The organism is Paenibacillus sp. FSL L8-0435 (assembly GCF_037965655.1).
In the GTDB taxonomy this organism is placed as follows: Bacteria; Bacillota; Bacilli; order Paenibacillales; family Paenibacillaceae; genus Paenibacillus.
Genome location: NZ_CP150185.1, coordinates 6,440,152 through 6,466,595, shown reverse-complemented (window position 1 = coordinate 6,466,595; position 26,444 = coordinate 6,440,152). Strand labels below are relative to the sequence as shown.

Here is a 26,444-nt window from a genome sequence, read left to right as displayed (position 1 = left end):
GAATGAGTTCTGTGGATCAGCAGCCTCAGCCGCTTGGCGGTACGAAGGAAGAATGGCTGGAGAAGGATCGCAAATACGTGTGGCATCACATCTCGCCTCATAACGATCATCCAATGATTGCGGTAAGTGGGGAGGGCAGTTGGATCACCGATCAGGATGGTACGCGTTATCTGGATGCGATGTCCGGACTGTGGTGTGTGAATGTGGGGCATGGCCGTGAGGAGATTGCGAGAAGTGCCTATGAACAGATGAAAGCACTCGCTTATGTACCGATGACGCAGAGTCACGAACCGGCGATTTTGCTGGCGGAGAAGCTGAATGAATGGCTGGAGGGGGAGTATCGAATATTCTTCTCCAACTCAGGTTCAGATGCGAATGAGGTGGCTTTCAAAATAGCCCGTCAGTATCACCATCAGAATGGTGAGCCTACTCGTCACAAATTCATTTCCCGTCACCGTGCTTATCATGGTAACTCCATGGGCGCACTGGGCGCCACCGGGCAAGCTGCCCGCAAGATCAAATACGAGCCGCTTGGCGTAGGTTTCTCTCATATTCCACCACCGTATTGTTACCGCTGTCCGTTTGGACGAAACAAGGATGGGTGCGGACTCGAATGTGCAACTATCTATGAAGAGGTGATTCGTTGGGAAGGTCCTGAGACGGTTGCCGCAGTAATTATGGAGCCGGTAATCACAGGAGGCGGCATGATTGTACCCCCGCCGGATTATATGCGTACCGTGCAAGAGATCTGTCAGCGCTATGGTGTGTTGCTCATTGTAGATGAGGTAATCTGTGGTTTTGGCCGCTCTGGGCAGAAATTTGGTCATCAGAACTATGGCGTACAGCCTGATATTGTGACGATGGCAAAAGGCATGACCAGTGCCTATTCGCCGCTATCAGCAACGGCCGTGCGAGCCGATCTGTATGATACGTTCCGGGAACCCGGCCCGGATGCCCATTTTCGCCATGTGAATACATTTGGCGGGAATCCCGTGTCCTGCCGGGTGGCACTGGCGAATCTGGAGATTCTGGAACGAGAGAATCTGGTCAGCCGGGCGGAAGAACTGGGATATCTGCTTCGTGAGAAGCTGGAGCCATTGCTCGAACTGCCTGTTGTGGGGGATATCCGTTCATTCGGATTCGCCTGTGGCATTGAATTGATTGAAGCAGACGGTTCTCCTGCGGAGGCGGACAAAGTGATGAAGGTACTCGCCAGTTGTAAAAGGGACGGCATCCTGATTGGCAAGAACGGCGATACCGTGCCGGGGTTTGCAAACATTTTGACGATCTCCCCACCTTTTGTCACCACCGAGGATGAGTTGGATCTGATCGCTGGAAGTTTACTCGTTGCGCTACGTAGTCTGGACGCAGGTTAGTTGGCGTGGATGGATAAAACACAAGGAGGCGAGGGAGGATGCAGACCACAAGAGGCAAAGTCATTAATCAGCATCGGCTGAATGAGCGAATTGAGCAGTTGTCACAGATTGGCCGAATCGCGGAGACGGGTGTCTGCCGACTTGCCCTGACCCCGGAAGATATGGACGGCATCATACAGGTTCGTCTCTGGATGGAAAATGCCGGTTTGACGACACGACTTGATCCGTTTGGCAATCTGATTGGTCGTCTGGAAGGTGAGGATCAGGCGCTGCCGATCCTCATGATTGGTTCCCACATCGACTCTCAGCCCTACGGCGGTCGATATGATGGAGCGATTGGTGTGCTTGGCGCACTCGAAGCCGTGCAGTGCCTGATCGAAAATGGCATTCAGCCCCTAATGCCGATTGAAGTGATTGCCTTTTGCGATGAAGAGGGTTCCCGTTTTAACAAAGGCCTTTTCGGCTCGCGTGGTATAACCGGTCAGTTGGAAGAGGGCGAACTGGAGCGTCAGGATAAAAACGGAGTGACTCGCCGGGAGGCGCTGGAAGCCTTCGGCTGTTCTCCTTCGGATTTTGAAGAAGCGATCTATCCGCCAGGTTCCATTGGCAGTTATCTGGAGCTGCACATTGAGCAGGGGCCGGTGCTGGAAGCGTTGAATGCACCAGTAGGTCTGGTGACGGGCATCTCGGGCCCGTTGTGGCTTACGGTGACGATGAAAGGCATGGCGGGTCATGCGGGCTCCGTTCCGATGGGGATGCGGCATGATGCTTTGGTAGGCAGCGCCAAAGTCATTGCGGCTTTTGACGATATGGTGAGAGAAGACCCGGAAGCTCCAACCGTAGGTACGGTGGGTAGTCTGAGGGTGTTTCCAGACTCGCGTAACATCATCCCAGAGGAAGTCAGTTTCACGGTTGATTTGCGAGACATGGAGATGGAGCGCAGGAACCGGCTTGAAGCCCGATTGATGAACATTTTGGATGACGTGAGTTTCCGATATGGTCTAACCTACTCGCTGACAGAGGATACGAATAGTGAGCCGCGGTATTGTGCAGAGCCAATCAAGTCGGTGATTCGTTCATCCGCGGAAGAGATCGGGGTTATTTTGCCAGAACTGATGAGTGGTCCGTTCCATGATGCGTTGGCCATTTCGCTTGCGTGTGATTATGGCATGATCTTTGTCCGCAGCAAAGACGGCATCAGTCATCATCCCAGCGAATATTCCTCCCCGGAGGATATTGTACTTGGCACGGAAGTGTTGTATCGCACCATTCGGAGGATGTGCAGTGGAATGAACCAATCAATCATTTTACCTGAGGAGGCGTTGTGACGTTATGAGCAAAATCAGCATCGGATTAATACAGGCTTCTCATGAAATCGAAGGTTCGGCTCCCGTTGAGGTGCACAAAGAAGCTGCGGTTCAGAAACACATAACGCTGGTCCGTGAAGCGGCTGCAAGAGGCGCCAAGATCATCGGGTTGCAGGAAGTATTCTATGGGCCGTACTTTTGCACAGAGCAGAATCCCAAATGGTATGCATCCGCTGAACCGGTGCCGGAAGGACCAACGACCAGACGTTTTCAGGAGCTGGCAAAGGAGCTTGCGGTGGTGATTATTTTACCTGTATACGAGGTGGAGGGCATTGCTTCGTATTACAATACGGCAGCCGTTATTGATGCGGATGGTACGTATCTGGGCAAATACCGCAAACATCATATCCCGCATGTGGAAGCAGGTGAGGGTACGAATGGGTTCTGGGAAAAGTATTATTTCAAACCAGGTAACCTTGGGTTTCCGGTTTTTGATACGGCCTACGCCAGAGTGGGTGTGTACATCTGTTATGATCGTCATTTTCCGGAAGGGGCACGATTGCTTGGGCTCGCAGGGGCAGAAATTGTATTCAATCCGTCCGCTACGGTTGCGGGTACATCGGAATATCTGTGGAAACTGGAACAGCCTGCTCACGCGGTAGCTAACGGCTATTATGTAGCGGCCATTAACCGTGTTGGCGTGGAAGCGCCGTGGAATATGGGTGAATTTTATGGACAGTCGTACCTGGTGGACCCGCGAGGCAGAATGGTAGCGATAGGTAGCCGGGATCAGGATGAGGTCGTTATTGGAGAGATGGATACGGAGATGATTCGTGAGGTGCGTAATGTGTGGCAGTTCTACCGGGATCGCAGGCCGGAAACGTACGAACATCTGGTTAGTCTGTAGGAAGCAGCAACGAGTGATCGGTAAGTGATTCTGTCAGCGGGGTGGCATGTGTAATGCACGTAAGATTGTTTTAGATAGCGTGGATCATTCTCCAGGAGGTGCATGACATTGATGAACAGCTCAGGAACAACGTTATCCGATTATGGGTGGGAGAGTCGTTTTGCCGAGATGAAACCCGCCATGACAGGCAAGGAAGCGATGGAGGAGTCGAACCGCTGTCTGTACTGTTACGATGCACCTTGTATCAAGGCTTGTCCAACCGACATTAATATCCCTTCTTTTATTAGCAAAATATCAACAGGGCACCTGAAAGGTTCCGCCCGCACCATCATGCATGCGAATCCGGTTGGAGCCAGCTGCGCACGTGTATGTCCCACGGAAGAGCTCTGTGAAGGCGCATGTGTGCTAAACGAATCGTCGAAGCCGATCCGGATTGGTGACTTGCAGCGATATGCCACCGACTGGGCGCGTGCGAAGAATGAGCCGTTATTCCAGGCAGCACCTGCCAATGGGAGAACCGTCGCTGTTGTGGGAGCAGGGCCAGCAGGACTGTCAGCGGCACGTGAACTGGGGCGCGAAGGATATGAGGTGACGATCTACGAGGCCAAACCCAAAGGCGGGGGGCTGAATACGTACGGCATCGTATCTTTCCGTTTGCCCGAATCGGTTGCGCTATGGGAAGTGGAGCAGGTAGAGGCGCTTGGTGTGCAGATTCGTTATGGTGTGCGCATTGGTGTGGATATCCCTGCTTCGCAGTTGCTGGAGCAGCATGAAGCGGTCATTCTGGCCTGTGGCATGGGTTCAGTACCCATGCTGGGCATTGAAGGGGAGACACTGGAAGGTGTCTATGACGCGATTGAACTGGTGGAGTCTACCAAGCAGGGTGTTCCACCCGCGCTGAATGGTCTGAAGGTCGCCGTTATTGGCGCGGGCAATACGGCGGTAGATGCAGCGACCTGTTCGGTACGCCTTGGTGCCGAGCGGGTGCAGATGTTATATCGGCGCGGGGAAAGCCAGATGACGGCGTATGCGTTTGAATATACGTTTGCCAAGCAGGAGGGTGTAGAGTTCCGGTGGTTTACGATGCCGCAGCGTATCATTGGAGACGAGAATGGTCGGGTTCAAGCTGTGGAATGTGTGAAAATGGAGCTAATTTCCCCGCCTGGTGGTGGGCGCGCGTTGCCTGTGCCTGTGGAGGGATCGGAGTTCATGATTGAATGTGATACGGTCATCCGGGCGATTGGACAGCATCGTTTATTACCATTAATTGAAGCGTTTGGGCTGCGTCACCACTGGGGCGTCGTCGAGATAGAGCCGCATACGTACCGCTCCTCGCATCCTCAGATCTATGCGGCAGGAGATGTCATTTTTGGTCAGGGCCAGGGTGAGGCGATGGTTGTCTCGGCTGCACAGCAGGGTAAGCTGGCTGCTGCCGCAGTCATGAAGGCATTGCCTGGACAGGTGGAAGAGACGGCATGAGCAGGCGCTATACAATGTACCGATAACAAACTGCACGTGTTTTAGTAGCTTCCGTGCCGTAAGCGGCAGACTGTAAGTTCAAACAACACCAAGGAGGGATCGTTATGGCTGACTTATCCATTAATCTGGCAGGTATTCGATCACCCAATCCATTCTGGTTGGCATCTGCACCACCGACCAATACGGGATATCAGGTTCAGCGTGCGTTCGAGGCGGGCTGGGGTGGTGCGGTGTGGAAGACGCTGGGCGAGCCAATTATCAATACATCATCGCGTTTCGCGGCTGTCCATTTTGGTGGGCAGCGGGTGGCGGGGTTTAATAATATTGAATTGATATCGGACCGTCCGCTGGAAGTGAATCTGCGGGAGATCGCCGAGACCAAGAAACGCTTCCCGGACCGTGCGGTTATCGCTTCACTGATGGTGGAACCTACGCGGGAGAAGTGGCATGAGATTGTCAAAAAGGTGGAGGCTGTCGGCGTCGATGGCCTGGAGCTGAACTTTGGTTGCCCGCATGGCATGGCCGAACGTGGTATGGGAGCCGCCTCTGGTCAGCAACCTGACCTGGTCGAACTCCAGACGATGTGGGTGAAGGAAGTGGCGACCACACCGGTGATCGTGAAACTCACGCCGAATATCACGGATATTACGGCGACTGCCCGGGCAGCTGTCCGCGGTGGCGCAGATGCGATCTCCCTGATCAATACGATTAACTCCCTGGCAGGTGTGGATCTGGATTCGTGGAATACCGTGCCCCATGTGGGCGGCAAAGGCGCGCACGGTGGATACTGTGGACCAGCCGTGAAGCCAATTGCACTGAACATGGTTGCCGAGTGCGCGCGTAATCCGGAGGTGGGTGTGCCGATCTCGGGCATAGGCGGCATATCTGATTGGCGGGATACCGCAGAGTTTCTGCTCATGGGCGCTACAGGGGTCCAAGTATGTACCGCAGCGATGCATCATGGATTCCGCATTGTGGAGGACATGATTGATGGGCTGAACGATTACTTGGATGAAAAGGGCCTGAGCAGTGTCGCAGAACTGGTAGGTCAGACGGTTCCACGTTACTCGGATTGGGGCAATCTTGATCTGAACTACAAAGTGGTCGCCCGCATCAACCGCGATGTCTGCATCAATTGCAACAAATGCCATATTGCTTGTGAGGACACTTCGCACCAGTGTATTGATATGTTGACCGACCCGTCCGGTTCCTATCTAGAAGTGGTGGAGGAGGATTGTGTTGGCTGTAATCTGTGTTCGATCGTCTGCCCGGTGGATGGGGCGATAGAGATGGTTGAGCTTGTACCTGAGCAGGAACCTGTAACCTGGAATGAACGTCAGTCTGCGATTGCCATGCTGCAATCCGTTAGAGATCAATCAACCAAGGAGGCGATATCATGAGTACCCGCAAATTGATTCGTAACGGTGTGTTGGTCACAGCGTCAGATACCTTTGAAGCAGATATTTTGATCGAAAAGGGTAAAATCACACAGATTGGCATCGGACTGATGCCTGACGAACGAACGGAGGTTGTGGATGCAGCGGGCTGTTACGTCATTCCGGGCGGGATCGACCCGCATACACATCTGGATATGCCCTTCGGTGGAACGGTAACGGCGGATGATTTTGCGACGGGAACGAAAGCGGCAGCCTTTGGCGGTACAACAATGATCATTGATTTCTGTCTGACACAAAAAGGCCGTCCATTAATCGAATCACTCCAAGAGTGGCATGCCAAAGCCGAGGGTAAAGCCGCCATCGACTACGGTTTCCATCTCATGATTGGGGAGATGAATGATCAGGTGCTGGAAGAGCTGCCGCAGATCATTGAAGAAGAGGGTGTATCATCCTTCAAGGTGTTCATGGCGTATAAAAACCAGTTTCAGGCCGATGACGGGATTCTCTTCCAGACGCTGCAGAAGGCAAAAGAGTACGGCGCACTCGTGATGGTGCATGCCGAGAACGGGGATGTCATTGACCTGCTGGTTCGACAGGCGCTCGCTGAAGGGCGCACCGAGCCGATTCATCATGCGCTGACTCGTCCATCCTTGCTGGAGGGAGAAGCAACAGGGCGTGCGGCGCGTCTGGCTGCACTTGCGGATTCACAGCTGTATGTCGTGCATGTGACCTGTGCGGAAGCGGTGGAGCAGATCGCACGTATGCGTGAAATGGGCTACCGAATCTGGGGGGAGACCTGTCCTCAGTATTTGACTTTGGATCAGTCGATCATGGATCAGCCGGACTTTGAGGGTGCAAAGTATGTTTGGTCACCTCCGCTGCGGGAAGTAGCGCATCAGGAAGTGCTGTGGAATGCATTGAAAAGCGGTCAGTTGCAGACGATTGGCTCTGATCATTGCTCGTTTAATTTCAAAGGGCAGAAGGACCTGGGCAAGGATGATTTTAGCAAAATTCCTAATGGAGGGCCGGTCATCGAAGATCGCCTCAGCATTCTGTATTCGGAAGGTGTAGTCAAGGGGCGGATTACGCTCAATCAGTGGGTCGATCTATGTTCGACAAGAGCGAGCAAGTTATTTGGACTATTCCCGCAGAAAGGGACTCTGGCTGTCGGGACAGATGCGGATATCGTTATTTTTGACCCCTCTGTAAACAGGGTGATCTCGGCAGATACGCATCATATGAACGTGGATTACAGTGCATTTGAAGGCATGCAGGTACAGGGGTGTCCGGTGACGGTGTTGTGCCGCGGGGAGTATGTCATTCGAGATCGACAGTATGCCGGAACAGCAGGGGCGGGGCAGTATGTGAAGCGCAACAAGTATGATGCAGGTGCACCTATACCGATGAAACAACCCGTGACGGCAGTGAATGGAGGGAGAAGCTGATGTCGGATCATGATGTGTTTGAGGCCGAGAGGATCGCCATAGAGCGAATGGTTGCACAGGGTTATCGGATCTATGCGGTGCGGGAACATCTGGAGGGTGCTCACGTCATATGGGGGCACCCGGATCTTCCCGAAGAGAAACAAGAGCAATACGTAGGCACGGCGTCTGGACGGAAGTGGTTCAGTCACATCCTGATTCGCCAGCTTCAGGAGCAACGGGGAGCGTAGACCATACTGAAGCTCTTCATGCGATCGGGCCGTGTACGTACTCATAAGCGTAGATGGCAAGTTCGATCGCGACCCTTTTCTCGGGGAGGATATAGTCTTCTCCCAGAAGGGCTTCGATTTTGTCCAAACGGTGATACAACGTCTGTCTAACGATATATAGCGCAGTGGCCGTCTCTTGTTTGGAGCAGCACAGGACCAAATATTGTTTGAGTGTGCGCAGCAGCTGACCTCCTTTCTCTACATCGTAACGAATGAGCGGCCCCAGATATTCTTCAATAAAATCATCCAAATTGCCACTTTGCTTCATACTGGCGATGATGCGATAACAATGAAGGTTACTGTAAAAGGGCTGCTGCATCACACCGATGTCCTTCTGAATTCGCATTGTCTCCTTCGCGGATTCCAGACTATCCTTAAGACGGGAGAGGTCTGTGCAGTTATGACCGATACCGACAAGGCCCGAGAAGAGGCAGTGGGTCTGTTCCTGTTCATGCTGCTGCAGCTGTTCGATGCAGCGCCAGAGACTGCTTTTACGCTGAGATCCGGGTAGTGGGTCGAGAATGATAAGAATGATCTGGTGGTTTAGAACGGTGCTGTAGAGGGTGAAATTCTCCCGAGCGAACACGGAACGGGCAACGATGTTGCGTTGGATTAATAATTTCTGAAGTTTGAGGCTGTCTGTGTATGCGGGGTTACTGTCGAATAAGATAATCGTAGCTTTGCTCGTTGCGAGAAGGGGATTAACGGTAGATACATATTCATGGATTTCCTTCGTGGAGTGATGTCCGTTAAGCCAGTCAATGACCCACATATCTTCCTTGTAGCGGCGTTTTTCTTCCATGTATTTGGTTCGCATCCAGTCCTGGGCAATCGCGGCCGCGCAACGTTCCAGTGCTTGAATGACGAATTCATCCGAGGGTTTGATTGGTATACTTGAATCTTGATCCGGCAGTTTTTGATGCATCAGCACAAGGTCGGCAAAGGTGTAATCCAACGCCTGAACAGGCATGCTGAGTGCATGCAATTTGTTATCTGACAGCCGCATTAAATTCGGAATATCCTCTTCCACCAGATGTTCCCGCTGCAAAAACCAATCCTGCCGTCGATTCTCCAGCTGCTCTGGAGGGCAGTAGGGAACGGCACTTGCTTCCCCTTCAAGTGGATATAACTCCACGGCATATCCGGTTGTACGTGACAATAATCGAAGCAGGGGTTGTACCCCGTCTCCATTCAGAAGAAGTTGGTTAAAGGAGGTGGTGAGACTATCGAGTTCAGCGATCATCCGCTGATGACTGCGAATCAGGGTAAAATGCAGGTCTTGCGTAATATCAATATAACGGACTTGTTCGTGAAACCAGATCAACGGAAAATCCGCTGCTACTGCAATTTCTTTCATCGCACCGAGCTGCGACTTGGTGTGATCCCCCAGTTCCATACAGAGTCCGGCAGCCCCACGCGCAATTAACTGACGCAAAAAAGACAGGCCTTGCTGCTCACCTTCCTGCCAGCCAATGCCTGTCGTAAGTACCAATTCCCCGCCATTGAGCAAGTCCCCTACCTCAGGAACCTCCATGATATGAACCCAGCGAACATACCGCTCCAATGCACGATCACTGGCCAGAACTTCCGCCTTGCGAAATACCGGACGTTTTAACATGTCTCTGACTTGAATATGAAGCGTTGTCTCCCCCACACAACCACCGTCCTTCCCCAATTACATGTGATCTATCTGGAGTCTGGAATCCGTCAACTTACATAATTAATTCATATTATAATTCCATTTACAGCAGGTGGGCAGAAATCTCACGTTCATTTGTTTCAAATGACAAACGAGTCTGCATTTTTTGTGATTTTGATTAAAATGAAGAATTTATATGTCAGTTTATATGACGTTTATTTAACGATGAGTTCGCTATCATGAACGAAAAGTACTTCCGGACGATGCTTCATGCGAATCCGGAAGTACAAGTGAATGTAGTTATTCTGTTTGAACGGTGGAACTTGAGTCGTTAAATTCGAATCCGTGTGCACCGGCATACGTAAATTTAAAACCGAGCTTTCGAAGATCTCCGGTAGACATATATAAATTACCAAAGGATTTCGGAAGATCCTTTTTGAATAGAGTCACAGCGTTATTGTCTTTTGTTAAATTGACATGCGAAGCATCTGTGGTCAGGGTTACTCCGGTTTGTTCGGCAAAAGCTTTAATCGGAAAGTACGTGTTTCCTTTTAGCGAGAAGGGTCCTTGCCCTTTAAAAACAAGATATTTGTCATTGTAGATAAAAGGTACAGGATCGTTAAGTGAATTTAATTGTTCATAACTGAAATTGTCCCAATAATTCTCTGGATGACTATAGGACTTGTAAAACATGAACGTCTGATCATCTGCAGGTATGGCATAATCACTTGTTACTGAATAGAAGACAGGTGGAAATGTGTTTGGCATACCCGTGCTGTAATTAATCATCATTAAATCATCGGAGAACCATACTACGTCGCGACTTCCCAACCCATAATGAGGTTTGATTTCACGTACCAATTTGGGTTCGCCGGATAGGTCATATAGATACATTCTTAATTGCTGGAGTTTTCCCTTTTCCACGATTTCCTGGGAGAGCAACATGTATTTTTGATTCGGTGACATAAAGGTCATCAGATATCCTTTGCCTTTGAACAGGATCTTTTTCTTTTTCCCCTTAGTGTAGCTGAGAGTTGTTGTGTTTTCAGAAAAAGGAGTGTATGTATGCGGCATGTATAGCTCCAAATGCTCTTTCATAAAAGGAATGATTCTGCGTGTGTATCCAGTGTCGGATTCATCGGTAGAGGCTTGAATTGCCAGCTTCTTTAGTTGACCATCAATCAAGGTAAACATGGTTGAATTCTTTGGATCATTACCACTAATAATGTGAGTTCCATAACTTGGAGATTTTTTGAACCAGGGCATGGACCTCTCACCTACACCACTAAATCGGTTTGGATAACGTGTGGTCGTGGGAATGGGTTTGCTATCCGTAATTCGATACAAGTAGGATGCCGGATTGCGAATAGAATTACTTTCTAGCATATATGCGCCTGCTGAAGGATATACGAACACTGTAGCGTCAGTGGGCAGATCCACAACTTTTCTCAATGTCTCAGTTCTGAGATTAAACTCAAAGAGTACTCCACCGACACCACCCTCAGGATCGAGAATTCCATAGGCCTTCAATCCGGCAGGTGTCATCGTAAGTTCGCCTTGCCCCTGATTCCTCCAATTCATATCCATTGATGATTTCTTCATATTTTTGATTGGCGGCTGATTAAATGTAAAATTTTGGTTAATTCTTTCACCTGTGTCAAAGCTGGTCGTACTCATTTTCACGGTCACAACCATTTGACCATCCTGTACGTCTCCACTAAATGTAGCCCGAAACCGTAAATGTTCATTGGATGAGACCTGAGGGAGTTCCTTTTCTTCAATAGGTAATGCGAGTGCTGTGCCTGGAATACCCACAACTGTGATAGAAATAAGAAAGATAACAAGTAAACAACAGGTGTAAAGTCTTGTTCTGGACCTAAGTAACATATACAACTATGACCTCCTATAGTTTGTTAAAATTAGAGCTCTCATTCAAAAAAAAGCCCCTTAGCTTTATATCGGAATTGTTAACCATTCCAATATGCGCTAAGAGGCGAGAAGTTAAATATTATAGTCTGTATATAAGTTGTACTCGAACCGTTACATGAGCACGACTCTCTATTTCTTAATCTTCGATTCTTTTCTTTTTAAATTTCATCAGGAACTCATACACAATCGGTACGATAACCAGTGTGAGCAGCGTGGAGCTGATCAGACCGCCGATTACGGTAATTCCGAGTCCTTTGGAGATGATACCCGCACTTTCTTCCAGACCCGTAACCAGTGGCAACAGGGCACCGATGGTTGCGAGAGCGGTCATCAGAATTGGACGCAGACGAGTTGCACCGGCTTCCAGCAAGGCTTCACGGGTAGACATACCCTCTTTTTCCTTGTGAATAACACGGTCGATCAACACGATGGCGTTGGTGACCACGATCCCGATGAGCATCAGACCACCCATCATGGCCGAGACGTCAAGTGTACCACCAGCGATGAACAGACCTACCATAATACCAATAACCGTAAATGGCAGGGAGAACAGGATTGCGAATGGTGCCAATCCGCCGCCGAATGTAACAACGAGCACGAAGTATACAATGGCGATGGCCGCCAGCATGGCGAGACCCAATTGAGTGAAGGTATCATTAATCTGTTCGGTTGTACCACCGAACTTCACTTCAACGCCATCAGGCAGATCCAGCTTGTCGATCTCAGCTTGTAAATTGCTCGAAGCTTTCTGTACATCGGAAGCCAGGATGTTGGCTGTCACTTGTACAACTACCTTACCATCAATTTGCATGATAGAGTTCGGGGATGTACCTTCTTCCACTTTGGCAACATCTTTGATTGGTACTTCGATGCCAAGCGGTGAAGTGACGGTTTCATCCTCAATTTCTTTAATGCTGCTGAATGTTTTGTTGTCGGTCTCTACATATACTTTATACGTTTTGTTATCAATATCGACTTCCGTGAGCACAGGACGTTCACGTGCCGGGCTCAGCGTCATAGCCAGTTGACCTGCAGTCAGGCCCAGGGAACTTAATTTCTCCTGATCTGCCACGAGCGTATACTGCCCGTAGGTGTCAGCAAGTGTTGTATCTGCTTTTTCAAAATTATCCTTATCCGCTTCAACCAGTTTCAGAATTTCATCCGATACAGGTTTAAGTTGCTCTACATTATCGCCATAGATGGAGAGGCTGAGGCCGCTGCCACCCAGACCGCCGGACATGTCGAGTTCATTCCAGGTTCCTACGGTAACTTCCTTCTTCAGACCTTCGACAAGCTGTTCTTTCACTTGAGTAAAGTCTTTTGTATCTTCGTTATATTCGATATAGAAGAGTGCAGAGTTTCCGCCACCGCCACCCATACTGCTCAGTGGGTTCGTGCCGCCGATGGAATATTGCATTTTCTCCAGTCCCGGTTGTTCCAACAACCACTTCTCGGCAACAAGTGCTTCTTTTTCCACATCTTCACGCAAAGCTCCGGTTTGTGGGCTGTACGTAATAGTCACGTATTTATCCTGTTGTTCTGGCAAGAAGCTTGCACCGATGAACGGGTACAGGAATAAACTGCCGACCAGTAGAATCACTGCAATACTTACTGTGATGAGTTTGTGTGATAATGTCCAGTTCAGCAGGCGTTTGTAACCTTCTGCCATCTTGCCTGGTTTTTCTTCGTGATTCTGCTTGTTCTTCAACCCTCCACGGAACAGGGTGTGCGCAAGCATCGGCACAATGGTAATGGCAACGATCAGGGATGCCAGCAAAGCAAATACCATGGTCAGTGCAAATGGCGTGAATAACTCACCGACCATACCGCTTACCAATGCCAGTGGCAGGAATACCGCAATCGTTACGATCGTGGAAGAAAGGATTGGCACAAACATCTCGCGAGTTGCTTCGCGGACTAGTTCACGGCCTTTCAATCTCTCACCTTTGAGTGTTAATCTGCGGTAGATGTTCTCGATAACAACGATGGAGTCATCGACAACCCGTCCGATGGCAACCGTCATCGCACCCAGCGTCATCATGTTCAAAGTAATATCCATCATATTGAGCGCAGTCAATGCCATGAGCAAGGAGAGCGGGATCGAGATAATGGAGATAATGGTTGAACGAATATTACGCAGGAAGAGCAGGATGATCAGGATGGCAAACAAGGCGCCAAAAACGGCTTTGCCCAACATCGTGTTCACCGAGTCCTGAATCGGCTTACCTTGGTCAAGCAATACAGTCAAATCAGCATTTTTGAACTGCGATTGCAACTCTTCCGCTTTATCTTTGACTGCGTTAACGACATCAACCGTGTTGGCATCGTTGGATTTTACAATGGAAATACCAATCGATTCCTTGCCATCTGTCCGGGAAATGGATTCCGCTTGACCGATGACTTCGATCTTGGCAATTTCACTTAATTTCACTGTAGGGATACCAGCTGCGTTGGCAGCACCTGAAGGGCTACCCACACTGGCATTACCACCAGCGGCTTGGCCTGCAGCCTGGTCTGTTCCTTGTGCAGAGCCAGGAGCGGTACCTTGACCAGCTTCACCAGTTGGCGCTCCAGAGCCTTGTGGGGCTGCGCCTGCACCATTGCCTGTGGAAGCACCGGCACCGCCGGGTACGACTGGAATGGCAAGGTTTTTCAGATCATCGATGTCGATGATGTTTCCATCTACGACAACGGCTTTCTGGGATTTATCCAGTTCGAACAGTCCCAGTGGCACACGAATGGATGAACCTTGAACGATACCGTTTACCGTATCTTCAGTTAGGCCCAGCTCGGCCATTTTGGCTTGGTCAAACTTCAATTGAACTTCTTTCACAAATTGACCGGACACCTGAACCTGAGCTACACCGTCAATATCTTCGAGTGCAGGCTGAATGTCCGATTCAACCAGTCGTGTCAATTGTTCCAGGTCACCGCCGTCCTTGTCGGACAGACTCAGAGATACAACCGGGAAAGAGTTAATGCTGAACTTGGAAATGGTTGGCTTCTGCACGCTGTCAGGCAATTGGACTTCATTCAGTGCCTCACGAACGGTTGCCGTCGCGTTGGTCAGATCCGTTCCATAATCAAATTCGAGTGTGATCGATGCTGCATTCTCCATGGAAGTGGAGGTAACTGTCTTCACGCCATCCACATTGCGTAGTTTTACTTCCAGTGGCTTCGTGACATCTTCAACAATTCCCTCCGGTGCAGCCCCCGGATCAATGGCAGTGACATTCAGAAACGGTACGTTGATGTTCGGGATTGTTTCTTGTTTCATCGTCAATCCGCTGTACAAACCTGCGAAAGAGATGATAATTGTCAGAATCCAAATCGCAAACTTGTTGTTCAGTGAAAAATTAATAATACCTTTCATACGATGGTTTCTTCTCCTCTCTGTTTCTCCTGTTTATATGTGTGACGAGTCAGCCTGAATAAACCGGCTATACTTGGCATCCAGACTGTGCTTAAGCTCAGAGTGCAAAGGTTTGATGGCAGATACGCTCTCCAAATTGTGCATCATGCCAAGAATGATGGCACGCCTAGGCGTAAATTCCATCATCTCCTGTCTGAGAATGGCGATGGTTTCAAGCACATCATTCTTTGTTTGCCCTGATGGCAAATCGGAACCAGCGATATCCTGCATTTGCTTGATAATGTGAATGGGATGACGCATCACAGTGGAGTCTGTGTTTGGATCACTACTCCATGCGGGCCAGTCTTCCAACAAAATCAAAGGCGCAGGGCGATGATCGAGCAAACCGTAAGCTGCATAATCAATCATTTGCAGCATATTGGTTGCCATTTTGGAGACGGTAAGGGAAGGCATTTCTGTAAACCAGATCTTAACGTAAGAGAGGAACAGACCCTGTATGAGCAAAATAAGATCGATCGTATAGGGTTCAATCTCCGGTCCGTACATATCTTCCAGTTTGTCCTTGAAACCGTGTAGTGTAAGGATCTCCAAATCTTTATGTTGCGGGTTGCATTTTTCCTTGCGATGTGGCTCATCATTCATCATCATGCTTTGCATTTGCACTCGTAAAAATTCCTTTAGCTCGGACACATGGCCGAGCAGTGTCTCAATCTGTTTGTGTGAACGTTCTCTCGGAGTAAGGTCAGCTTCATGTTCGATCCGGGATAGTTCGTCTATGAGCGTAAATAAACAGTACTCCATCGTGCTGTCTTCCAATTCCTCTTTGGATTTGAATATCAGGTAGAGGCTTCCCTTGGACATCCCGCATAATTCTGCAATCTCTTGCATGGATGTTGCAGCACTGCCTTTGGATGAGAATAACTTGAGTGCTGTAGTAATGATGAGCTTTTTCTTCTCATTCATCTCATGTATAGGGTTCATTAACGATGCATTCACCTCATCAGGGAACTTGTGAGTTCTTGAATTGACTTTAAGGTCAAAATAAGTATAAACGATCTGGTTAAAGGAATTCAAATGGGAGTAAATTGGAAAATGTATATGGGGAAAAGTGGCTGATCAAAGGGAAGGAGAGACGGCAAGTAACAGGCAAGCTTGTATGTACGATTTGGATAAGGTATCACAGAATGGATAAGTTAATTTACTCCGGTAAAGGCGAATAAGGCGAGTATAATAATGGCGACAAAAGCGATGAGATAGAAGATGGCCATGCCGATCAGAAGGGTATACCCTGTATAAGAGCCCATGCGTGCCAATAACTTTCTAATAATTACACCATCCTTTCTTACGTAGCAAAGTATAAAGAGGTTCCCTATTTATATCATTCCCCAAAAAAGACGACTTCCTGATTGAAGTCGTCTTTTTTATATTACAAAATGTAATAGATATCATAATGGAAGCCAAGAATTACACGATAACGGAGATGGCAGAACCAACTTGAAGAAACGAAGTGTTCGCCTTAAAGCTTTCTGTAAGAAAGCTTCTTCGGAAGCTTATGCTACCACCGGAGTTATAGAGTGTAATTCAGTTGTTCCGTTATGTGATCAGTTTCAGCCCAACGGCTGCCACCAAAATCATCGCGATGAACAGGATACGCTTCGCTTCTTTCCGTTCACCAAACAGGAACATGCCTGTTAACGTACTGCCGACCGTCCCGATCCCCGTCCACACGGCATACGCTGTGCCCATCGGAATGGACGTCATGGCGTAGGACAACAACGAGAAGCTGAACACAAACGACACCAGCATAAGTACGATGTATGGCCATCCTTTCTTGGTGGAAGCGCCATTAATACCGATTACGCCGAAAATTTCACATATCCCTGCACCTACAATTGCCATCCAAGCCATTATACTGCACCTCCTTTGGCTTCTTGCTGATCCGTAACCAGTTTCAGCCCGATTACGCCGCAGAGCAGCAGCCCGATGAGCAATACTTTGGCCAAGCGGAACGGCTCACCGAACAGTACCATTTCCGTGAGGACGGTACCCGCCGTACCAATTCCCGTAAAGACGGCATACACCGTACCCACAGGTAGCCTTTTGGAAGCGGCAATGATCAGTCCAAAGCTGATCACGATGGCAATCCCCGTCAAAGACCACTCCCAGGCATTCGAGGCATGTTTCAGCCCGCTCACCCAGACAATCTCAATAATTCCACCGATAAATACATATAACCAGTTGCGGTTCATGATGTTAAATCTCCTTCCGGCACAACGCTTTGTGCCTCTTCGTTCAAATGATGAATGCCATGCCAGAAGACAGGCCAGGATGCTTCCAACCGTCTCTTGTAGCGACGGGAACTTCCATAGATAATCTCCACGGTAATCCCGTCGAGGAACGTCATGAATGCAATGGCGGCTTGTTCCGCGGGAATGGCCGGAATATCTTCAGTACGCATTGCCCTTTGCAGCAGACGAGTCAGTGCGCGTTCCATGCCATCGATAAACGGATACACTTGATCCATCACTTCGCCATACAGAGAAAGGGGTGGGTAAAAACAATTACGCAGCATCAATCGAGCCGAAGCATGGGCATTGTATTCTTGTTCGAACCAGATCAACAAGCCTTTCAGCCGCTGCTCCAATGGCAGATCCGCATGATCGCGGAAATATTCCAGTGTGTGCCGTTTCACCTCGTGAAAAGCAAAGGCCAGTGTGTGTAAAAACAAGTCATCCTTGCAGCTAAAATGCGCATATATGGACGGTTTTTTAATCCCGACTTCATCAGCAATAGCTCTCAGAGAAGCTCCCTCATAGCCATCTCTTGCAAAATGGAACAGGGCTGCATCTCGAATGGATTGTGCAGTCATTCAATCACCTTCCTAACGGTCGTTAGGTAATTATATTTTCACACTTCACATCCCCTGTCAAGATGAAAATATCCGTCTGCACAGTAGAGTACAGACGGATATAACAGGTATGAATGTGGTTTCTGATCAGAAGGTTGTAAAACCCAGAATCAGTTGCAGCTTATATAGGATACCTTTCAAAAACGTAGTCTTCTCCTGGAACTCATCCAGGTCTAACGTGAATTCGGCATCATTATTATTCCAAATACGCTCGAAATAATTCGCGATATCGAGTGTGAACTTATTGTCTGGAGGTGCAGCAACCCATAGATCATTCTCCAGATTGTAGTCATTCATGTTTCGGGGGGTGAAATTGGTTGAACCCCCTAGGACAATATGATCTCCGGTTGCTTTGGCAAGATAGATCATCTTGGTATGGTATTGCTCCTTGGTGGTGTTATACCAGCGGATCTGTATTTTACCGTCGGATTTATCATGCAATTCAGCAGCGACAGGACGGTTCGGAATACCGATCTTTTCCTGACCAAAGGCATTTTCATTTGGATCCAGTACAAGCCGGATCTCGGTTCCTCGTTTTGCGGCTTCCAGCAGGGCTTCCAATACTTTCGGAGAGGCCACATAGAACATGCCCATCCATAAGGTGTCACCTTTGCCAGCCTGATTGATCTCATGGAGTACAGCGTCATTCACTTTGCCTTCAGTTAAATAGCGTATTCGTAAATCTCCCGTGTTTGAATCCGGGGAAGGCGCAGTATAGGACGGAACCTGACCTCCGCCTGAGATGTCGAGAATAGCTTGCTCTGACTGAAGAATATCGCCAATGATTGGGCCTGTTACTTCAAATGCAATGTTCGAGTGGTAGGCACTCGCATCATGAATATTGCCAGAAGAGACAATCGCCGTCTTCTCACTAACAACAACTTTGCGATGATTTGCTTTCACATTGAGCAGCTTGAGATAGGAACGGACCGTTACATCCGGGCCATCCGTGGCCATCAGGTTTTTGATCCAGCCATCTCCGGATTGGCCAAACCATTGGAAGAAGGTACGCCAGACCGCAGAGTATACTGGCGTTGAATCACGCAAAGGGTCCACATCGGTGATGACCACATGAATGCCTGCTTGTTTCATTTGTTCCAGCAACGGATTGGGTGCTGAGTTATAGTTGGTATTTACTTCATCTGTAATGAACCAGATGTCCATATCAGGATGTTGATTTTTTTTGGCAACCAGCGCTTCGGTGAATTCAGTACTCACGGGAGGAAAGTTCTGTCCCTTGTGCTGATAATTATTGAACAGGAACATATCCACCAGGACAAACTGCTCTGCTTCCTCCACAACCTGCATCATGCGCTGGAAAATCTGTTGTTCGTGCTGCATCTGTCCATCAGATGAAGGGTAGGTGAGGTCATGCAGGAACTCGACTTGATCCACACGATACTCCGGACTTTCGTAGGAAATGCCCGGTGGTAATGGTTTGTAGGTCTGATAGAGCATGACGGCGATGAGCCATAGGACCAATAGGACGAGTCCTGTTCGTATGTATGGAAATTTGCCGCGTGAAGACTTGCGGTCTGATGTATGGCGGCGTAATGAGACCAACGGTGGACTCCCCCTTCTGTACTTGCTGACTTCTATTACCACACGGATGATAACGTTGACGCAGGACAACCCGGTAGAATAACTGATGTAGCGGTAAAATGCATATGGCAAAATTGGCAGGATGTAATCGACAGGTGTCTGAGCGTTGTGTATAATGAGTGTATTATTTTTGTAGAATGTTAGGGTTTTCATATGCCTGACAAGGACGGGGAACCAATGATATAACCTTTGAAATCTGGACATTTAGGAAAGAAAGTGGGTAATAAGGTGTATTCCATCAAACAAGTCGCTGCCATGCTCGGTATCCCGACGGTGACGCTCCGGGCTTGGGAGAATCGGTATAGTGCGGTCACCCCTGAGCGGACGGAATCGGGGTATCGAATGTATACCGAAGAGAATGTTGCGGATCTGCGCTGGTTGAAAGAGCAGGTTGAGCTGCATCAGACCAATATTTCGGAAGCGGTACGGATGTTGAAAGTAAACAAATTAAATCCGCCCGAGGCTGTGCCCACGCCGATCATGGCTCCGGTGCCTACGATGGAAGAAGCCTACGCACGCATGGCAGATCAGATCTATGACTCGCTCTACAACTTTCAGGGTGAACGTGCCAATGGTTTGATTGATTTTGGTTTCACCATGTATGGGTATGACTCGATGTTCTATCATGTGTTGGTGCCCATTCTGGTTCGGGTTGGAGATGCATGGGAGCAAGGCAGGGCTTCGGTGGCCCAGGAACACTTCATGACACAGCTGATTTCACAGCGGTTTTATCAGTTTTTCCATCTGTTCCCGATCTATCCGCATCTGCCCAAAGTTCTGGCGTTGTGTCCGGAAGGGGAGCATCATCAGGTCGGATTGCTGCTGTTCTCTCTCTTTATGCGCAAAAATGGAGCGGAAGTACTGTATCTGGGTGCGAACACACCAGAAGAAGGTATCTTTCCGATTATCCGGGAGCAGAAGATCAAGTTGGTCTGCCTTTCGATCACAAGTCCAGGGCTTCTTGAACGGTGTGATCAGCTTATAGAGCGGATTAAAAACGAGTTTCCACATATTCGCTTCGTACTTGGTGGAAAGGGCTATGAGCGTGCAGAACATGCTCGTTACCCGCAATGGATTATGCCAGAGGATTCAGCGGATTGGCAGTCATGGATAGAACGTGAGTATCTCGCAGATCGACCACCTGGTGCGAGGTTTGGACAGGCACATAACTAAACGTATCTTAGCATTCAATGAATAGGTTAGTGTATAAAGGACATCCTTTGACGAAAGTGATCAAAGGGTGTTTTTTTGTGTTTATATATGGATTAGTAGAGTATTTTGACCGACGGGTCATTTTTTGGTTTACAAGGTCGTATAATATTTGTATTATATTTGTATAATGTTTTTGCTAGTTACCGCTTAAAGTGTTCTTGGGCGGTTTAATAATAGGTTAGGGGCTAGAGAACTATAGGAATTCCCTACATAGAAAGGTGAGTGGCATGATACCGAATCAACAACGCAAACGTGCAGCTGTCATTGGCGCAGGTCCGGGTGGACTTGCAGCAGCGATGTTATTGTCCGGTCAGGGGTACGAGGTAGATGTGTATGAGAAACAGCCAGTCATCGGGGGGCGTTCTGCCAGATTGGAACTGGGTGAATATCGATTCGACCGGGGTGCTACATTTTTGATGATGCCGCAGCTGATTGAAGAGATGTTCGACGTGGTGGGACGTAAGTTATCCGATTATGTGCATATGAAAGAGTTAACCCCACTGTACGCACTGAACTTTGGTGATAAGGTGTTCACGCCTTCTCGTAATCGGGAAGATACAGCTGCACAGATTAAGGAATTGTTTCCGGGCAATGAAGACAATTACCTTCGGTTCATGCAAGAAGAAGAAGTGAAGTTTGGCAAAGTCATGCCTTTGCTCCGTCGTCCTTTTGGCAAGCTGACTGACTATTTGCGCAAGGATGCGGTAACAGCTCTACCCAAGCTTGATGTCCACAATACAGTCTATGGGATCTTGTCCCGCTATTTTACAGATGAGCGTCTACGCTGGGCATTTACATTCCAATCCAAATATCTTGGCATGTCTGCCTGGGATTGTCCGGGTACCTTTACCATATTATCGTTTATTGAGCATCACTACGGATTGTTCCACCCCATTGGCGGCGTGAATCGGATCTTCCAAGCCATGGCTGATGTCGTGGAAGAATACGGAGGACGAATACATACTTCCACCCCGGTGAAACAGGTCATCGTTCGCAATGGTCGTGCAGAAGGTGTGTTGCTGGAGAACGGTGAACGCATCGATGCGGACCATGTGGTGGTGAACGCTGACTTCGCACATGCAGTGAATCATCTGTTCGAACCAGGCGTGCTTAAGAAATATACCCCGGAGAAAATGAAACGCAAAAAGTATTCCTGCTCTACAGCAATGCTGTATCTGGGTGTGGATGGTGATGTGGACCTTCCCCATCACTCGATCTATTTTCCCGAGGACTACCGGTTGAACGTTGATGAGATTACAAAGCACAAAATGTTATCAGCCGATCCATCTCTATATATTCATAACCCTTCCAGACTTGATTCGACGCTGGCACCGGAAGGGAAATCTGCTCTTTATGTTCTTATGCCTACGCCTAACCTTACCGCAGACATTGATTGGGAGGCAGAACGGGAGAATGTGCAAGAGGCCATGATGAAACGCATGGAAGGCATTCCTGAGCTGGCAGACATACGCAGCCGTATTGAAGAATGTATGCTGTTCACTCCACTTGATTGGGAGACTGAACTGGATGTGTATCGCGGAGCAACGTTTAATATGGCACATAATTTGGGTCAGATGATGTATCTGCGTCCCCATAACCAGTTTGAAGAGTTGAAAAGTGTATGGCTGGTAGGCGGCGGAACACATCCGGGCAGCGGGTTGCCAACGATCTTCGAATCGGCACGGATCAGTGTCAGACTGATTCAGGAAGAGGACGCGCGTATGCGCTCGAAACCATCCTCGTACGTGAAGACGGCAGAAGCCGGAGGGCATTCATGAAGCGGGCCGCTATTGTAGGGGCAGGGATTGGTGGACTTACTTCTGCGCTGTTATTGAACCGTCAGGGCTGGGATGTCACCGTCTATGAACGGGGTTCTCGCATTGGCGGACGCATTGGATATGAGCAGGAAGGGGAATACCGGATCGATCAGGGGCCAACGATCGTACTGCTGCCGGAGATGTTACTTGGCATACTGGAGGAAGCAGGCGTAGATCGTTCGAAGATTGAGTTACTTCGCTGTGATCCGTTATACAGAGTGCATTACCACAGTGGTCGTGTCATGACCAAGATGACCTCACGAGAAGAGCAGACGGCTGAGATTGAACGTTTGTTCCCAGGAGAGAGCCCAGGTTTCACACGATTTATGAAAGATATGGACACGTTGTTTCCGGCAGGCCGGGCAGCGTTTCTGGAAAGGGCTTTTCCGCGCAAAAGGGATTTCTTCACCCCTTCGCTCATGTCCCTCATGGGCAGACTGCGTGCACACAAAAGTGTTCGGAAAGCGGTAGGCGATTATTTTCACCATGAGGAATTGCTCGACGCTTACTCTCTGCAAAGTCTATACATCGGTGGATCACCGTTTGGGACGCCAGGCATCTACTCCCTTTTGCCTTACGCAGAGCATGAATACGGCATTTGGATGGTCAAAGGTGGATATGCAGCATTGCCGGCCATTCTGGAACAGGAACTGATATCACGTGGTGGGCGTGTTGTGCTGAATTCCGAAGTGACCGGACTCACGATTGAAAATGGTGTGTGTAAAGGTATAGAAACGGCAGTAGGCGCAGAAAATGTGGATGCAGTTATCTACAATGGTGATTTCCCCCATCTTTCAGGTTTGCTTGGACAATCACCAGAGGTAGCGCGGAAAAGAAAACCATATCGTCCCTCTTCCGGATGTGTATTGCTCTATGTGGGCGTGGACAAAACCTGGGAAGATGCAACAACACACCAGTTCTTCCTGCCACCGAGTCTTGAAGGTAGCTTACAGGAAGTGTTCAATCAGCGACGCATTCCGGCAAAGTCCTCATTTTACGTATTTAATCCGGTCGCATTGGATGAAACTGCAGCGCCTCAAGGACAGAGTGTATTGTATTTCCTCATTCCCGTACCAGATGCCGAAGGTGTCGACTGGGATCAGGAGAGCGAAGTATTGGCAGAACGTGTACTGGAAGAAGCGGAGCAACGTGGATTCCCGGGACTTCGTGCAGCGATTAAGTGGAAAAAGGTACGTACACCCGCTGACGCAGAGCGAGACGGTCTCTATGGGGGCGGAAGCTTTGGTATAGCACCTGTATTGTTCCAGTCCGGTGTATACCGACCGCAACCCAAACCATTCCCTAATATAAAGGGATTATATGCCGCAGGAGCATCTGTACATCCAGGTGGCGGAGTGCCGATTGTAATGCAGAGTGCACGTATGGCCGTCAATCAACTCATGAAGGAGATGGGAACATGAATGAAGCGATTTTGAGCAGGTGTGAAGAGTTGATGCAAAAGGGTTCTTCCTCTTTTTATCAGGCCTTTAGAGGGCTGCCAAGTCCACGTCGGGAAGCGGTATATGTCATTTATGCCTTCTGCCGCATGATTGATGACAGTGTAGATGAGCCGGAACATTCACCCTATACGATACACGAGATCCATGACTTGTTTGATCGCCTAGACGACGCGGAAGGGCACTTTATCTGGCCAGCACTGAGATGGTTGTTCAGCAGTTTCCCTCATCTGGATAAGGGGCCATTTTTCCGTCAGATGGAAGGGCAGCTCACAGATCTTAAAGTAACGCATTATACAACGCTGCAGGAACTGGAGCATTATTGTTATCTGGTAGCCGGAACCGTAGGTGAGATGTTGTTGCCTGTACTTCGGGATGATAACGGAGCGGAAGTAGCCATGAACGGGATTGCTTTGGGTAAAGGGATGCAGATCGTTAATATTATTCGGGATGTTGGTGAAGATCGGGCCAGAGTGCGCCGGTATGTTCCGCTGGAGATCATGGAGAAGCATGGTTACACCGAGCAGGACTTTGAAGACGGAATCGTGGATGAACGTTTTATTGCCGTTGTTCATGAATTAAAAGCTGCAGCATTGAACTGGTTCCGTATTGGCATGGATCGTTTGGATACGTACCCAACGGAAAGTGCGTTTTCCATCGAGCTGGCAGCAGCTTTTTACTCCACCATTCTACACGCCGTTGAACGCAACGATTATGACGTATATACCAAACGGGCATATGTTAGCGATGAATTGAAACTGGAGATGCTGGGTGCGATTGTGAAACGTTACCCGATGCTGGCCTATCAAGCCTCCCGAACGGCGGTATCCTGATGATCCAGTGGCTTTACTGGGCGTGGTATGTCATTGGAGCAACCTTGATGCTAACGATCGGTGTGCCTGACGTATTATCTTTTTCAAATGGTTTATTTCTAATCTTCTACGCATTGTATGTGCTGGATCTGATCTATCAAGGGCGTAATCGGACAGGCCTGTCCGACCAGTCAGTCATCTGGCTGAAACCCGGACTCTGGATATCCTCTGTGATCATCTGGCTTGGAGGTATGGGCGTGGAGTGGGTAGGGGTTCATACCCATTGGCCCTTTGGTGAGTATGCTTACTCAGACTTCTTCGGAATTCATCTGTTCAGTGTGCCGGTTACGCTGGGTTTTGCCTGGATCGCAGTGGTGGGTAACTCGGCGCTGTTAAGTGGCGGTGGTTCAACCTGGACTGGCAAATTGCTTCGAGCAGTGAAGACTGGGTTCTGGGCAATTGTACTCGATCTGGTACTCGACCCTGTTGCACATGCGAGAGGATTCTGGGAGTGGCAGGCTCCAGGCGGTTTCTACGGTGTTCCGTGGACCAATTACATAAGCTGGTTTATCATGGGTGCATTCCTGTCCCTCTTCCTTCCGGCCATGCCTAATGACCGTAGCTCATTACTGCGTGCAAAATGGCTGTATCAGCTGTTTATTCTTCTGTTCGGCCTACTTGCTCTAAAGGAAGGAATTACGGGCAGCTTTATCATCGCCATTGCTGGGGTGCTTCTTGCCGAAGGGAGCTGGCTCTATGATTCGCGCCGTAAAATCAAAACCGTTTAATCGTATTTTTGCCTTATACAATCACTATTATCTGCTGCGTCGTCGCTTCCGCTCCTTCACGCTCACAGGGTCACTGGACCCGCAGGTGGATCTCAGGGACAACTCTCCGATTGATCCCAATCGCCCGGTGATTTACTTCATGAACCACAGCTCCTGGTGGGATGGTCTGCTGCTCTATCATGCGGCCAGACAGACATCGCGGGGAGATCATTATGTGATGATGGAGGAGCAACAGCTTCAGCAATATGCTTTTTTTCGTAAATTGGGTGCGTATTCGATCAATAAGGAGAGTGCGTCCGGTATTCGGACCTCTCTACAGTACACCAGTGAATTATTGGATTCAGGTAAAAGGGTCTGGATTTTTCCCCAAGGAGAAATTCTGCATCAGGAGGCGAGACCGATTCGGTTCCGTCCAGGCATTGGATTGTTGCTTCGTCGCTGCCCGAATGCCATCGCCGTACCGGTAACCTTGTGCCATGGGATGGTTCAGCATGATCTACCGGAAATATCGATGCTGGCAGGCCCTCCTGTGATGGAAGACTGGAAGGCGTGGAAGAGTGAAGAGATTGCCTCCAGACTCGGTCATGTGTTGGAACAGCAGTTAGACGATCATAGATCAGAGCTTGTACGGATGGGGCAGGGAAGTTTGCCATATGCGCTTCCGCTGATTCGTCATGTACGTTCGACAAGTGAAAAATACGATGCGGCACGAAAGCGGGTGAACCGTTAG

At 49.1% G+C, this 26,444-nt stretch carries 21 protein-coding genes; 13 read left to right on the top strand and 8 right to left on the bottom strand.

Annotated elements, in window-relative coordinates; genetic code table 11:
* The first annotated feature begins 2 nt into the window (after window positions 1-2).
* From NST33_RS28645 to NST33_RS28615, 7 genes are all read left to right on the top strand, one after another.
* Complete coding sequence (locus NST33_RS28645) at window positions 3-1,376, top strand: aspartate aminotransferase family protein (protein ID WP_339305934.1); 1,374 nt, start codon at window positions 3-5, stop codon at window positions 1,374-1,376.
* Window positions 1,377-1,414: 38 nt separating this feature from the next.
* Window positions 1,415-2,704 carry a M20 family metallo-hydrolase gene (locus NST33_RS28640; RefSeq protein WP_221825457.1) on the top strand — a complete coding sequence of 430 codons (1,290 nt, stop codon included), beginning with the start codon at window positions 1,415-1,417 and terminating at the stop codon, window positions 2,702-2,704.
* Window positions 2,705-2,708: 4 nt separating this feature from the next.
* On the top strand, window positions 2,709-3,590 hold the full coding sequence (locus NST33_RS28635; RefSeq protein WP_221825454.1) for a nitrilase-related carbon-nitrogen hydrolase: 882 nt from the start codon (window positions 2,709-2,711) through the stop codon (window positions 3,588-3,590).
* Between the two features lie 111 nt (window positions 3,591-3,701).
* The gene (locus tag NST33_RS28630; RefSeq protein ID WP_260633051.1) at window positions 3,702-5,069 is read left to right on the top strand and encodes an NAD(P)-dependent oxidoreductase; all 1,368 of its coding nucleotides are present in this window, start codon (window positions 3,702-3,704) and stop codon (window positions 5,067-5,069) included.
* 104 nt (window positions 5,070-5,173) lie between these two features.
* Window positions 5,174-6,469 carry an NAD-dependent dihydropyrimidine dehydrogenase subunit PreA gene (gene preA, locus NST33_RS28625; protein WP_076319240.1) on the top strand — a complete coding sequence of 432 codons (1,296 nt, stop codon included), beginning with the start codon at window positions 5,174-5,176 and terminating at the stop codon, window positions 6,467-6,469.
* Window positions 6,466-7,911: a dihydropyrimidinase gene (hydA, locus tag NST33_RS28620; RefSeq protein WP_339305931.1), complete on the top strand. Its 1,446-nt coding sequence runs from the start codon at window positions 6,466-6,468 to the stop codon at window positions 7,909-7,911. Before preA ends, hydA begins: the two co-directional genes overlap by 4 nt.
* Window positions 7,911-8,138 carry a hypothetical protein gene (locus NST33_RS28615; protein WP_062836929.1) on the top strand — a complete coding sequence of 76 codons (228 nt, stop codon included), beginning with the start codon at window positions 7,911-7,913 and terminating at the stop codon, window positions 8,136-8,138. Before hydA ends, NST33_RS28615 begins: the two co-directional genes overlap by 1 nt.
* Window positions 8,139-8,154: 16 nt before the next feature.
* Here the strand turns inward: NST33_RS28615 and NST33_RS28610 are convergent, their stop codons facing one another.
* The 8 genes from NST33_RS28610 to NST33_RS28575 form a co-directional block, all read right to left on the bottom strand.
* A complete protein-coding gene (locus tag NST33_RS28610; RefSeq protein ID WP_339305929.1) occupies window positions 8,155-9,831 on the bottom strand; it encodes a PucR family transcriptional regulator ligand-binding domain-containing protein in 1,677 nt (558 codons plus the stop codon).
* A gap of 285 nt (window positions 9,832-10,116) precedes the next feature.
* Window positions 10,117-11,631 (bottom strand): hypothetical protein, encoded by a 1,515-nt coding sequence (locus NST33_RS28605; protein ID WP_339305927.1) that lies wholly within the window; start codon window positions 11,629-11,631, stop codon window positions 10,117-10,119.
* Window positions 11,632-11,881: 250 nt separating this feature from the next.
* Window positions 11,882-15,118 (bottom strand): efflux RND transporter permease subunit, encoded by a 3,237-nt coding sequence (locus NST33_RS28600; RefSeq protein WP_221825445.1) that lies wholly within the window; start codon window positions 15,116-15,118, stop codon window positions 11,882-11,884.
* Window positions 15,119-15,151: 33 nt separating this feature from the next.
* Complete coding sequence (locus NST33_RS28595) at window positions 15,152-16,099, bottom strand: TetR/AcrR family transcriptional regulator (RefSeq protein ID WP_339305924.1); 948 nt, start codon at window positions 16,097-16,099, stop codon at window positions 15,152-15,154.
* A 612-nt stretch (window positions 16,100-16,711) separates the two neighbouring features.
* Window positions 16,712-17,026 carry a multidrug efflux SMR transporter gene (locus tag NST33_RS28590; RefSeq protein WP_017691901.1) on the bottom strand — a complete coding sequence of 105 codons (315 nt, stop codon included), beginning with the start codon at window positions 17,024-17,026 and terminating at the stop codon, window positions 16,712-16,714.
* Window positions 17,026-17,367: a multidrug efflux SMR transporter gene (locus tag NST33_RS28585; RefSeq protein ID WP_221825442.1), complete on the bottom strand. Its 342-nt coding sequence runs from the start codon at window positions 17,365-17,367 to the stop codon at window positions 17,026-17,028. Before NST33_RS28585 ends, NST33_RS28590 begins: the two co-directional genes overlap by 1 nt.
* Entirely contained in the window at window positions 17,364-17,987 is a 624-nt protein-coding gene (locus NST33_RS28580) for a TetR/AcrR family transcriptional regulator (protein WP_221825441.1), read from the bottom strand. The genes NST33_RS28585 and NST33_RS28580 overlap by 4 nt, the downstream gene beginning before the upstream one ends.
* 126 nt (window positions 17,988-18,113) lie before the next feature.
* Complete coding sequence (locus NST33_RS28575; RefSeq protein ID WP_339305922.1) at window positions 18,114-19,781, bottom strand: phospholipase D family protein; 1,668 nt, start codon at window positions 19,779-19,781, stop codon at window positions 18,114-18,116.
* 75 nt (window positions 19,782-19,856) lie between these two features.
* Here NST33_RS28575 and NST33_RS28570 point away from each other — a divergent pair, with 75 nt between their 5' ends.
* The 6 genes from NST33_RS28570 (at window position 19,857) to NST33_RS28545 (ending at window position 26,444) form a co-directional block, all read left to right on the top strand.
* Complete coding sequence (locus NST33_RS28570; protein WP_339305920.1) at window positions 19,857-20,801, top strand: MerR family transcriptional regulator; 945 nt, start codon at window positions 19,857-19,859, stop codon at window positions 20,799-20,801.
* Between the two features lie 266 nt (window positions 20,802-21,067).
* Window positions 21,068-22,618, top strand: a complete 1,551-nt coding sequence (gene crtI / locus NST33_RS28565) for a phytoene desaturase family protein (protein ID WP_339305918.1) — start codon at window positions 21,068-21,070, stop codon at window positions 22,616-22,618.
* The gene (gene crtI, locus NST33_RS28560; protein WP_339305916.1) at window positions 22,615-24,078 is read left to right on the top strand and encodes a phytoene desaturase family protein; all 1,464 of its coding nucleotides are present in this window, start codon (window positions 22,615-22,617) and stop codon (window positions 24,076-24,078) included. The genes crtI (NST33_RS28565) and crtI (NST33_RS28560) overlap by 4 nt, the downstream gene beginning before the upstream one ends.
* A complete protein-coding gene (locus NST33_RS28555) occupies window positions 24,075-24,947 on the top strand; it encodes a phytoene/squalene synthase family protein (RefSeq protein ID WP_339305914.1) in 873 nt (290 codons plus the stop codon). The genes crtI (NST33_RS28560) and NST33_RS28555 overlap by 4 nt, the downstream gene beginning before the upstream one ends.
* On the top strand, window positions 24,947-25,714 hold the full coding sequence (locus NST33_RS28550) for a carotenoid biosynthesis protein (RefSeq protein ID WP_047840715.1): 768 nt from the start codon (window positions 24,947-24,949) through the stop codon (window positions 25,712-25,714). Before NST33_RS28555 ends, NST33_RS28550 begins: the two co-directional genes overlap by 1 nt.
* The gene (locus NST33_RS28545; RefSeq protein ID WP_339305912.1) at window positions 25,683-26,444 is read left to right on the top strand and encodes a lysophospholipid acyltransferase family protein; all 762 of its coding nucleotides are present in this window, start codon (window positions 25,683-25,685) and stop codon (window positions 26,442-26,444) included. Before NST33_RS28550 ends, NST33_RS28545 begins: the two co-directional genes overlap by 32 nt.